At 72.9% G+C, this 10800-nt stretch carries 7 protein-coding genes; 4 read left to right on the forward strand and 3 right to left on the reverse strand.

Going from position 1 to position 10800, the window contains the following annotated elements:
- Nucleotides 1-10: 10 nt before the first annotated feature.
- Nucleotides 11-1228 (reverse strand): serine hydrolase domain-containing protein, encoded by a 1218-nt coding sequence (locus ACLF5H_RS15170; protein ID WP_421676603.1) that lies wholly within the window; start codon nucleotides 1226-1228, stop codon nucleotides 11-13.
- 327 nt (nucleotides 1229-1555) lie between these two features.
- Between ACLF5H_RS15170 and ACLF5H_RS15175 the strand changes: the two genes are divergently transcribed.
- From ACLF5H_RS15175 to ACLF5H_RS15185, 3 genes are read left to right on the forward strand one after another with little or no spacing between them, the layout of a single operon-like run.
- Nucleotides 1556-2293: an acetoacetate decarboxylase gene (locus ACLF5H_RS15175; protein WP_421676604.1), complete on the forward strand. Its 738-nt coding sequence runs from the start codon at nucleotides 1556-1558 to the stop codon at nucleotides 2291-2293.
- A 23-nt stretch (nucleotides 2294-2316) separates the two neighbouring features.
- The gene (locus ACLF5H_RS15180) at nucleotides 2317-3318 is read left to right on the forward strand and encodes a 3-hydroxyacyl-CoA dehydrogenase NAD-binding domain-containing protein (protein ID WP_421676605.1); all 1002 of its coding nucleotides are present in this window, start codon (nucleotides 2317-2319) and stop codon (nucleotides 3316-3318) included.
- A 35-nt stretch (nucleotides 3319-3353) separates the two neighbouring features.
- Entirely contained in the window at nucleotides 3354-4841 is a 1488-nt protein-coding gene (locus ACLF5H_RS15185) for a CoA transferase (protein ID WP_421676606.1), read from the forward strand.
- Nucleotides 4842-4868: 27 nt separating this feature from the next.
- Here the strand turns inward: ACLF5H_RS15185 and ACLF5H_RS15190 are convergent, their stop codons facing one another.
- Nucleotides 4869-7091: a protein kinase domain-containing protein gene (locus ACLF5H_RS15190; RefSeq protein ID WP_421676607.1), complete on the reverse strand. Its 2223-nt coding sequence runs from the start codon at nucleotides 7089-7091 to the stop codon at nucleotides 4869-4871.
- A 450-nt stretch (nucleotides 7092-7541) separates the two neighbouring features.
- Between ACLF5H_RS15190 and ACLF5H_RS15195 the strand changes: the two genes are divergently transcribed.
- Entirely contained in the window at nucleotides 7542-8285 is a 744-nt protein-coding gene (locus tag ACLF5H_RS15195; protein ID WP_421676608.1) for an SDR family NAD(P)-dependent oxidoreductase, read from the forward strand.
- Between the two features lie 50 nt (nucleotides 8286-8335).
- Here ACLF5H_RS15195 and ACLF5H_RS15200 read toward each other — a convergent pair whose 3' ends face one another.
- Nucleotides 8336-10456, reverse strand: coding sequence for a cellulose binding domain-containing protein (locus ACLF5H_RS15200; RefSeq protein ID WP_421676609.1), 2121 nt, complete (start codon nucleotides 10454-10456; stop codon nucleotides 8336-8338).
- Between the last annotated feature and the right edge of the window lie 344 nt (nucleotides 10457-10800).

Below are 10800 nucleotides of genomic sequence, written 5' to 3' on the forward strand. Positions count from 1 at the left end.
ACCGGCCGGGTCAGCTCCGGGGCGCCGCGCACAGCGCATGGTCGGTGAGGGTCTGCACCGCCCGGTCGAGGCGGTCCTCGTCGACGAGCGCGGTGGTGGTGGTCACCGACACGGTCACCGCCCGGCGGCCGTCGGCGCCGACCGCCGGTCTGCCGTAGACCCCGAAGCCGTCCCCCTCGTGCGTGTAGTAGACGCCCCCGCAGGTCAGGGGGACGGCTCGCAGCCCGAGGCCGTATCCGCCCTGTTCGCCCGCGGGGGGTATCGGCAGGTCGTCGTACGGGACCGTCCGCCGCATCAGTGCCCACTGCGCGGCGGGCAGCAGCCGTCCGTCCGCCAGGGCGCGGAAGAAGCGGTCGAGGTCCGAGGGGGTGCTCACCACCCCGGAGTCGGCGGTGTGCTGGTAGCTCTGCTCGGTGAGGTCCTCCGGTACGCCCCCGGGCCCGTCGATGGTCACCCGCTCGTGCGGGCCGATCAGATACGGGTTCTCGCCGGGGATGTAGGTGTGCCGCAGGCCGAGCGGGGCGATGATCCGGTGCTCGACGAGCTGCCGCCAGTCCGCGCCGCCCGCCTTCTCGGCGATCATCGCCGCCAGCAGGTAGTTGGTGTTCGAGTACGCCCAGCGGCGCGGTGCGCCGTGCGGCGGTGGGGTGAAGAGCGGGGCGTGGCGCATGGCGGTCGCGACGAGCCGGGAGGCCGGGGTGGCGTCGTACCGGTTCTCGTCGAAGTGGTTCAGCAGCCGGTCCCGCACCTCGGGGTCGTCGATGTAGTCGTAGATCCCGCTGGTCTGCTGGAGCAGGTCGCGGACGGTGATCCGCGCGCCGTCATTGCCGTGTCCGCGGACCACTCCGGGCAGCCAGTGCTCCACCGTGTCGCCCAGTGAGAGCCGCCCCTGCGCGGCGAGTTGGAGGACCACCACCGCCATGAACGTCTTGCTGGTGCTCGCCGCCCGGAACTCCGGGTCCCAGGGCACGGGAGCGGTCGAGCCCACGCCCGCGGTTCCGTACCGTGCCCGCAGCACGGCGCCGTCCGGCTCGTCCACCCGGGCCACCACGTTCACATCACCGCCCGCGGCGGTACGCACCGCCGCCAGATCCTCTCTCAACTCCCCCGCCGAATAGCCGCCGTCGCCCCCGCGCGCCCCGGCGGGCGCCGCGCCCACCGCGCCCGCCAGGAGTGCCGCCAGGAGTGCCGCCAGGCATGCCACGACCGCCGTACGCTTCCCCACCACGCTGTCCTCCTGTGCCCGGTCCGGCTCTCGTCCGTCCCTTGCCAGTCAACCGGTCGCGGCTCCTGCCATCGATGGAGGTGCCACCCGAGTACGAGGTGGGGATTTCCCCCTTCCCCCCTCTCTCCCTCCCCCGCGTATTTCTCCCGCACGTTTCCCCGCGCATTTCGCGCGCATTTACCCCGCACACGATCTTCACCGGGACGGCGGCTTGCGCCGCCAATATGTTCTTCCATATGGATCTTGACCCATACATATATTGGACAGACGTATGCCGCCGAGTGTCCACTGGATTGCACCGAGAATTACTCGCTCTCCTGGAGGCTCCGCATGCAAAAGGAAGACGTGGCCCGCCTCTTCACCACTCCGGTGGATTCCCCGGCCTACGCCCCCGCCCGGTACCGGTTCACCAACCGTGAGTACCTCAACATCTACTACCGCACGGACCCCGAGGTACTGCGCCGCCTCGTTCCGGAGCCGCTGACGGTCACCGATCCGATCGTGCGCTTCGAGATCATGCGCATGCCCGACACCACCGGCCTGGGCGACTACACCGAGGCCGGTCAGCTGATCGCCGTGGAGCACGAGGGCGAGAAGGGCGAGTTCAACCTCGCCATGTACGTGGACAGCGTGCCCGCGATCTCCAGCGGCCGCGAGTACAGCGCGTACCCGAAGAAGTCCGGTTCCCCCACCCTCTACGTGGACTCCGACACGTTGGTCGGCACGCTCGACTACGGGACGCTGCGGGTGGCCACCGCGACCATGGGCTACAAGCACCACGCCCTGGACCCGGCGGAGGCGCGCGCCCAGGTGTGCTCGCCCAACTTCATGATCAAGACGATCCCGGACTACGACGGCGGCCTGCGCGTCTGCGATCTGGTCCGCACCCAGATCAGCGACCTCACCGTCAAGAGCGCGTACACCGCGCCGGGGCGTCTGGAGCTCTTCGCCCACGCCATGGCCCCGCTCGCGGACCTGCCCGTACGGGAGGTCGTCGGCGCCAGCCACATCCTCACCGACCTGACGCTCAGCCCCGCCCAGCCGGTCTTCGACTACCTCACCGCCTGATCCGGTCGAGAAAGGTCCGCACCATGACCCCCACCTCCACGCCCACCTCCGGCCCCACCCCCGAGGCCGCCCTGGAGTCCTACCGGCGTGCCGCCGTCATCGGCGGCGGCGTGATCGGTGTCTCCTGGGCCGGCCTCTTCCTCGCCCGCGGCCTCGACGTCGTCGTCAACGACCCCCGCCCCGACATCGAGGACCTGGTCCTCGCCGGACTCGCGGAGATCACCCCCGCGCTGGCCGCGCTCGGCCTGCCGACCGAGAACCTGACCGCCGGGCTCACCTTCGAGGCGGACCTCGCAACCGCCGTCGCCGATGTGGACGTCGTCCAGGAGAACGGCCCCGAGCGGCTCGAACTCAAGCAGCGCATCTGGGGGACCGTCGAGGCGGCCGCCCCCGCCCACGCGCTGCTTGCCACCTCGACGTCCAGCATCCCGGCGACCGCCATCGCCGAGGCCATGCGGCAGCCCGAACGCCTGATCGTGGGCCACCCCTTCAACCCCCCGCACCTGGTACCGCTCGTGGAGATCGTGCCCGGCGCGCGGACCGCCCCGGCCACCGTCGAGCAGGCCACGGCCTTCTACACCGCGCTCGGCAAGAAGCCGCAGGTCCTGCGCAAGGAGGTGCCGGGCTTCGTCGCCAACCGCCTCCAGGCGGCCCTCTTCCGCGAGTGCGTCCACCTGGTCGCCGAGGGCGTGGTGACGGAGCGGCAGCTGGACGACGTGGTGACCTCCTCCATCGGTATGCGCTGGGCCGTGGCGGGCCCGTTCCGCACCTTCCATCTCGGCGGCGGCCCCGGCGGGCTCCCCCAGTTCATCGACCACCTCGGCCGCGGCATGGAGACGGGCCTGTGGCCGCTGCTCGGCAACCCCGCCTTCGACGACGCCACCGTCGCCCTCCTCACCGAACAGGCGCGCGAGGCGTTCGGCGACCGATCCGTGGAGCAGCTCGCCGCCGAGCGCGACCGCGCGCAGCTCACGCTGATGCGCGCCCTGGGCGAGACCCCGGACACCGCACGCGCCCGCGCCTGAACTCCCGCACACCACACAGGAGAAGCGAAGAAGTCATGGACCTCACCGACAAGATCAAGAAGGCCGTCGCCGCCCCCGCGACGGACGACGCCTTCGACATCCACGCCGAGACGGGCGAGGTGCTCGCGGGCATCGGCCTGCGGCCGGGCGACACCGGCGGGCGGATCACCTTCGAGGGCGCGGACCCGGTCGTCCCCAGCACCCTGCGCCTGGGCGCGGCCTCCGGTATCGCCCTGGTCGCCAAGTCCGCCGCCGTAGCCGCCCTGTGGAAGGACCGCACCGGGCGCGGCCAGGACATCCACATGGACCTGCGCGTCGGCCCGCACCGGCTGTGCCCCTTCTACGACGAGAAGTGGGAACTCATCAACGGCTATGTCGGCGGCGCCCCCTCGCTGCCGAACCAGGCGTTCGTCAACTCCTTCTACCGCACCGCCGACGACCGCTGGATGATGCCGTTCAACATCTACCCCAACATCAAGGTCGCCGCGCAGCGGCTGCTCGGTGTGGGCGAGGTGCCCGAGGACGTGGCGGCCGCGATCTCCAAGTGGAACGCCCGGGAACTTGAGCAGGCAGGTGCGGAGGCCGGGTGCGTGATGCCGATGGTGCGCACGCCCGCCGAGATCCTTGAGGAGGCGCAGTACCAGCAGGTGCTCTCCGGGCTGCCGCTGGTGGAGATCACCCGCATCGGCGACAGCGATCCCGAGCCGCTGCCCGCCGGCCCGACCGCGCCGCTCGACGGGGTGCGCGCCCTGGGCATGGGCCACATCATCGCGGGCGCCGGAGCCGGTCGCGCCCTCGCCCTGCACGGCGCCGACGTGCTGAACCTGTGGCGGCCCTACGAGCTGGAGCACGACGTCACCTACCTGACCACCGGCGTGGGCGTGCGCTCCGCCACGGTCAGCCCGTACACCCGGGAGGGGCTGGCCCGGATCCATGAACTCCAGTCCGGCGCCGACGTCTTCTACGCCAACCGCCGTCCCGGCTTCCTCGACTCCATCGGCCTGTCCGAGGAGGAGTCCATCGGGCGCAGGCCCGGTCTGATCCACGCGACGGTCTCGCTGAACGGCCGCAGCGGCCCCTGGAAGAACTACCTGGGCTTCGACCAGACCGCGGGCGCGCTCACCGGTCTGCTCCATCTGGAGGGCGACGGCGACAAGCCGGCCCTGCCGCCCATCACCGTCGTCAACGACTACCTGGTCTCGTGGTTCATGACGGCCGGGATCACCGAGGCGCTGCGCCGCCGCGCCGTGCACGGCGGCAGCTACCGCGTCCATGTCTCCCTGTCCCGTGTCGCCCTGTGGATCCTGTCGATGGGCGTCTTCGACAAGTCGTACGCCGAGCGGATCGCGGGCACCGGCGAGCTGCACGCCTACCTGGACCCCGAGGTCTTCACCGCCGAGACGCCGCTCGGCCGCTACCAGGGCGTCACCGACCAGGTGCGGATGTCGGACACCCCCGGCGCCTACCGGCAGATCCTCGTGCCCCGCGGTTCCCAGCGGGCGCAGTGGCTGCCCACCGCCTGATCCGCCGCCCGGCGAGACCGGTGCGCGTCACCCCGGGACGGGCTCACGGCCTGGGTGGGCCGGGTCGAGGGTGAAGAGCTTGCCGTCGGAGGCCGCGAGGACCAGCGCGCCCCGGTCGAACCACACCGTGGGCAGCAGCCCGCTGTCCAGCACCTCCGCGCGGGCCGAGGACTCCCACAGCAGGGTGCCGCGGGCCGTGTCGAGGGCGGCCACCCGGCCGCTCCCGCCGGCCAGGTACACGGTGCGGCCGTTCGGGTCCACCGAGACCTGGCCCGGCGTCTCCAGGGTCGTATGGCTCTGCCACAGCTCGGCCCCGGTCATGGGCGAGACGGCCGTGACCATGCCGCTGGAGGTGGCGAAGTAGAGCGTGCCGTGGGCCAGGGCCGGGATCCCGCCCCGGTACCGCTCGGGCAGCGGTGTCAGCGCGCGCTCGCCGGTGCGCGGGTCGACGCGCACGATACGGGTGTAGACCAGGTCGGGGCTGTCGGGCGCGGGGTTGTCGGTCGACTCCACGAAGACCAGCCGGCCGTCCAGGGCACCGATGAAGCTCCGCTGCTGGGCGGGGGACTCCAGGGTGTGCGCGGAGCCGTCGGCGGGGTCGACCACGAGGAACTTCGTGCGGTGCGAGCCCTCCGCGCGGGTGATGCACTCCACGTACGGGCGGTTCCCGGCGGCGAGCGGGTAGCAGTCGTATCCGGCGGGTACGGGGATCCGCCCGCGCACCGTTCCGTCGCGCGCCGAGCGGACGGTCACCGCGCCGCCGTCGCCCTCCTGGGTCATCGTCACCCCGGCCGCGTAGGCCGAGCCCAGGCTGTCGGTGCGCACCGGATGGGTCCACAGCCGGGTGCCGGTCGCGGCGTCGAGGGCGAGGACGGACTGCGCCTGTCCCGTGCCGCCCGAGCCGGTGACCGTCAACTCCACGAGCACCACGCCCTCGTACGTGCCGAGGACGTTCGTGACGTACCGGTCGGCCGGGATCCCGGCGGGGGCGATGCCGGAGCGCCACAGGGTGCGTCCGGTGGTGGCGTCGATCCGTTCCGGGAGGAGCGCGCTGCCCGCGCAGTAGAGGGCGCCGCCGTCCGGTACGCAGGCCGGGGTCCGGTTGCCGTCGTATGCCGGTGCCTTCCGCACGCCCTTCTCGGCGTCGGCGGACGCGGTCGTCTGCCAGGGTTTCCAGCCGGCCGGGAGCGGGGTCCAGCGTCCGGCGGCCGTGGCTCCGGCCCGTACCGTGCCGCCGCCGTCGCCGCCACCGCCCGCCGGGCCGAGCAGGAGATAGCCGGTCAGGGCGGCGGCCAGCACTCCGGACACGGCCAGCAGCGCGCGGGGTCCGCGCCGTCGGGGGCGGTGGTCCGCGGTGGTCGGGGCGCCGGTGGGGGGCTGGTCCGCGGGCCGCGCGGAGGGCAGCCGCAGGGTCATCGTCTGCGGTTCGCCCGGTGACGGTTCCGGCAGGGCCTCGGCGAATTCCAGGGCCAGTCGGTCCGGTGCGGGCCGGTCGGCGGGCTCCTTGGCCAGGCAGCGCTCCAGCACCGTGCGCACGGAGCCGGTCACGCCGTCGAGGGCGGGCTCGTTGTGGACGACCCGGTAGCCGGTCAGATAGGGGCTGTCGGCGTCGAAGGGGCCGCGTCCGGTGACGCACCACACCAGCAGCGCGCCGAGCGAGAAGACATCGGAGGCGGGGCCGACCGTACGGGCGTCGGTGAACTGCTCCGGGGACATGAAGGGCGGGGTGCCGATCACCTGACCGGTCTCGGTCAGGGTGTGGTGGCTCTCCACGGCCCGGGAGATGCCGAAGTCGATGACGCGGGGGCCGTCCTCCGCCATCAGGACGTTGGCCGGTTTCAGGTCGCGGTGCACCACCCCGGCCCGGTGGATGTCGCGCAGCGCCTCCACCAGGCCCAGCGCCAGCGGCCGCAACTCGGTGACGCGCAACGGGCCTTGGTCGCGGACACGGTCCGCGAGGGACCGGCCGCGCACGTACTGGGTGGCCATCCAGGGCGAGTCGGCCTCCGGGTCGGCGTCCACCACGGCCGCGGTGAAGGCGCCGCTCACCCGGCGGGCGGCCTCGATCTCCTGCCGGAACCGGGCCCGGAAGACGGGGTTCTGGGCGTACTCGGCGTGGACGACCTTGACGGCGACCTCGCGTCCGGAACGCGATCTGCCCCGGTAGACCCTGCCCATGCCGCCGGCGCCGAGCCGGTCGATCAGCTTGTAGCCGCCGACGGATCTCGGGTCGTCCTTGTGTAGCGGCACACGCCCCCCCCTGGCCTCCCAGCAGTTCCTGCCGCCAGAATACGGAACGCGCACGCGTGGCCGGCCGGGCGGCGGCCGGGCCGGGCGGCCCTTCGCAGAAGCATCACACGTGGACACCGCCCTCCCAACTCCTCGGCGGCCGAACCGAGTCCGGACCGGAGGGCGCCGCGCGGCCCGTACCCGCCGGGCCGATCCGCCGGGCCGATCCTCTGAAGCCGAAGCCGAAGCCGAAGCAGACACCGACTCCGGCACCGACTCCGACACCGGGTCCCTCGCCTCGTCCGACGCCGACGCGTCCTCACCTCGAAGGCGCCGATCGGGCGGCCCCTCGGGGTGTCGTGACGTCTTCTCGCCGCCGCGCTGCGTTCCTTGGGGGAGGGCATCGTCCCGCACGTGCCCTCAGTGCGCCGGGCGGGCCCGTCCGGCTCGTGACCTCGAAAGGTGTCCCGTATGTCCGCACAGAGCGCCGCCCCCGCGTCCCGCCCCCCGACCGCGCTGGTCACCGGGGCCACCTCCGGCATCGGCCGGGCGATCGCCAGGCGGCTGGCCGAGGACGGGCTGTCCGTCGTGGTCGTGGGCCGCAGCGCCGAGCGCGGTGCCGAGGCCGTGGCGGAGATCGCCGCGGCCGGGGGCCGGGCCCGGTTCGTCGCGGCCGATCTGACCGAGCCGGACGGCGCGAGTCGGCTGGCGGCCGCGGTGGGCGAGGTGGATGTGCTGGTCAACAACGCCGGGGTCGCGCACTGGGCCCCGACCGAGCAGATGCGGCCGGAAGACTACGACGCCATGTTCGACGGCAATGTCCGCGCGCCCTTCTTCCTGGTGGCCGCCTTCGCCCCGGCGATGGCCGCGAAGGGCTCGGGCAGTGTGATCAGCATCGGCAGCATGGCGGGCAGCCTCGGCCTGGCCGACGCCGCGGCCTACGGCGCCACGAAGGCGGCCCTGGCCTCGCTGACGCGGAGCTGGACGGCCGAGTACGGCGCTCGCGGCGTCCGCTTCAACACCGTGGCCCCCGGCCCGGTGTACACCCGGCCGGAGGGGCGCGAGCTGTTCGACGCGCTGGGCGCAACCACCGCGATGAAGCGCGTCGCCGAGCCCTCCGAGGTCGCCGAGGTGGTCGCCTTCCTGGCCTCGCCGAGGGCCAGTTACGTCACCGGCGCCACCATCGCCGTGGACGGCGGCCGGACCGCGATCTGAGGGCACCCCGGGTGGGGCGGTCGAGCCGTCCCACCCGAGGGCGCGCCGGATCAGGAGACCGTCCGGCAGACCGTTCCGTTGAGGCTGAAGGACGTCGGGGCGGGGTTGGCGCCGTCGTTGGCGCCGACGAAGCCGAAGGTGGCGGAGTTGCCGCCGTCGGGCGCGAGTTCGGCGTTGGAGTCGGTGTTGGTCACATGGACGTGCCGCCCGTCACCGGTGACGTTCGCGTTCCACGACGAGGAGACCGACTGCCCGGCCGACGGCCAGTCGAAGGTCAGCGTCCAGCCGTCGATGTCCGCGGGCCCGACATTGCTCACCACCACATCGGAGACGAAACCGTTGCCCCAGCCGGAGGTGACCTGGTACGAGACGGTGCAGGTGCTGTCGTCCGGCGTGGCGGTGGTGAAGGTCAGCGGGGCGGAGGGCCGGGAGAGGTGTCCCGCCTTGTCGCGGGCCAGCACATCGACGGTGTGCCGGGAGCCGGGCGGCAGGTTGGCGAGCGTGACGGAGGTACCGGTGGACGAGCCGAGCAGCTGGATGTTGGTGCCGAGCTGCTCGTAGACCTCGTACCGGTCCACCGTGCCGGTCGCGGCCGGCCAGCTCAGGCCGACGGTGCCGGCGCCGACCGCGGTGGTCCGCGGGGTGCCCGGTGCGCCGACGGTGGCGGCGGCGGAACCCGTGCCGCTCTTCGGGTGCAGGGTCAGCACGGTGACGGAGTACGGCGCGAGGGTCGCCGAGTCGGCCGTGGCGGTGCCGGTCGCGTCCACCAGGCCGTCGTCACCGGGGGCCCAGCGTTGGACCTCGGGGGCACCGGAGGCGGCGGTGAAGCCCTGGTACCGCAGGTCCACGGTGTGCTCGGTACCGGAGCTCTTGTTCAGCAGCAGGACGCCGAGGTCGCCGTCGGACCGGAGCACCGCGTGCGCCGAGACCTCGGAGCTGGAGGTGCCGGAGGCCACCATGCTGTCGCCGGGGTCGCTGAGGGCGCCGAGTGTCTTGATGCCGTAGTACGGCGCGAAGGGGGTGTTCACGGCGGGCTCGCAGACGCCGCCGGAGCAACTGCCGTTGGACAGCATGCCCATGTCGCCGTAGTCGGTCTCGCCGCCGACGGTGCTGATGGTGCCCGCGCTGTTGTGGGTGTCCCACCAGTCCACGGTGAAGACGCCGTTCTCCAGCGCGGTCATCATGGCCTCGGCGGCGAACAGGCCGTTGGGGCGGCTGGTGAAGGCGCCGCCGCCGGAGTTGGAGTTCACCTCGGTCATCGCGATGCCGATGTGCGCGGAGTCGGCGCCCGCGTACCGGTCCACCAGGTCGCGCACCTCGTGCAGCTCACCGGGCAACTGCCGTACGGCGGCCAGTGATTGGTCGCCGTCGCTGGTGTTGGGGTACCAGTGGACGCTGACGAAGTCGATGTCGTGGGCGACGGCGGCGAGCACGGTGTGGTTCCAGTCGCCGGTGTCGCCGGTGGCCACCGAGCCGTCGGGCCAGTTGCCGGGCATGGTGAGGACCGCGCCGATCTTGACGGTGGGGTCGACCGCCCTCATGGCGGCGGCGTAGGACGTGACCTCGCGGGCGTACTGGTCCGGCGTCTTGTCGGCGTGGGTGTCGTTCTCCCAGCCGCTGCCGTAGACGCCGTTGCCGTAGAGCTCGTTGCCGATCTCCCAGTACTTCGCGCCGTAGCCCTTGGTGATGTTGGCGTACCTGACCCAGTCCGCGGCCTCCTGGGCGGTTCCGGAGCCGTAGTTGGCGATCAGGATCGGCTGGGCGCCGGATGCCTTCGCGGTGCCCATGAAGGAGTCGAAGCCGGTGCCGGGGGCGACGTAGCCGCCGGGCGCGGTGTTGTCGACCCAGTGGTAGATGTCGGCGTAGGAGCCGCCCGGATAGCGCAGCGCGCCGATCCCCGCGGCCCGGTAGAGGGGGGCGACCCCGGGGTCGTTCATGTACGCGTCCCAGACGGCGGTGTTGGCGCCGAGCGCGGTGGAAGTGACCGTGCCCAGGCCCGCGTTCGCGTTGACCGTGACCGTGGTGTCGCCGGTGGCGGCCGGGTCGGCGGCGGCGGACGTGGCGAGCGGCACGATCGCGGCGGCCAGGGCCAGGGCGGCCGAGGCCATGGCGGCGAGCGGGCGGCGCGGCCCGTCCGTTCTTTTGCCGGCTGGTCTCCTGCGGAACGGCATGGGGGTGTTCCTCCCGGGTGATGCGCCGGCCCGGGGCCACGCCGCGGAGCCGGACGAAGGACGGGGAACCGTGCGGCGTGCAGCACCGCGTCACCCGTCGGCGGTGCGCCAACGGGCGGGCGGGGCTTGGGACATGAGGCTTGGGAGCGCTCCCATGATGGGAGCGCTCGCCGGTCATGTCAATCGGCCGTCCGTCGCCGCCACGACCCGCCGGGGACGGTGCCGTCGCGTTCCCGGTGCCCGGCGGCCGTGCCCCGCGGGAGGTCTCGCCCCCCGAGACCCACCCCCCCCTCCCCCCCTTTCCCTCCCCCCCCCCCCCCCCCCCCCCCCCCCCCCCCCCCCCC

Origin of the sequence: Streptomyces sp. LaBMicrA B280, from assembly GCF_049222185.1 — a bacterium.
GTDB classification, from domain to species: domain Bacteria; phylum Actinomycetota; class Actinomycetes; order Streptomycetales; family Streptomycetaceae; genus Streptomyces; species Streptomyces murinus.

What these genes read in the sequence shown, in the direction of transcription:
- ACLF5H_RS15195 (WP_421676608.1), top strand. Translation starts at nt 7,542, where the DNA reads ATGTCCGCACAGAGCGCCGCCCCCGCGTCCCGCCCCCCGACCGCGCTG.
- ACLF5H_RS15175 (WP_421676604.1), top strand. Translation starts at nt 1,556, where the DNA reads ATGCAAAAGGAAGACGTGGCCCGCCTCTTCACCACTCCGGTGGATTCC.
- ACLF5H_RS15180 (WP_421676605.1), top strand. Translation starts at nt 2,317, where the DNA reads ATGACCCCCACCTCCACGCCCACCTCCGGCCCCACCCCCGAGGCCGCC.
- ACLF5H_RS15185 (WP_421676606.1), top strand. Translation starts at nt 3,354, where the DNA reads ATGGACCTCACCGACAAGATCAAGAAGGCCGTCGCCGCCCCCGCGACG.
- ACLF5H_RS15200 (WP_421676609.1), bottom strand. Translation starts at nt 10,456, where the DNA reads ATGCCGTTCCGCAGGAGACCAGCCGGCAAAAGAACGGACGGGCCGCGC.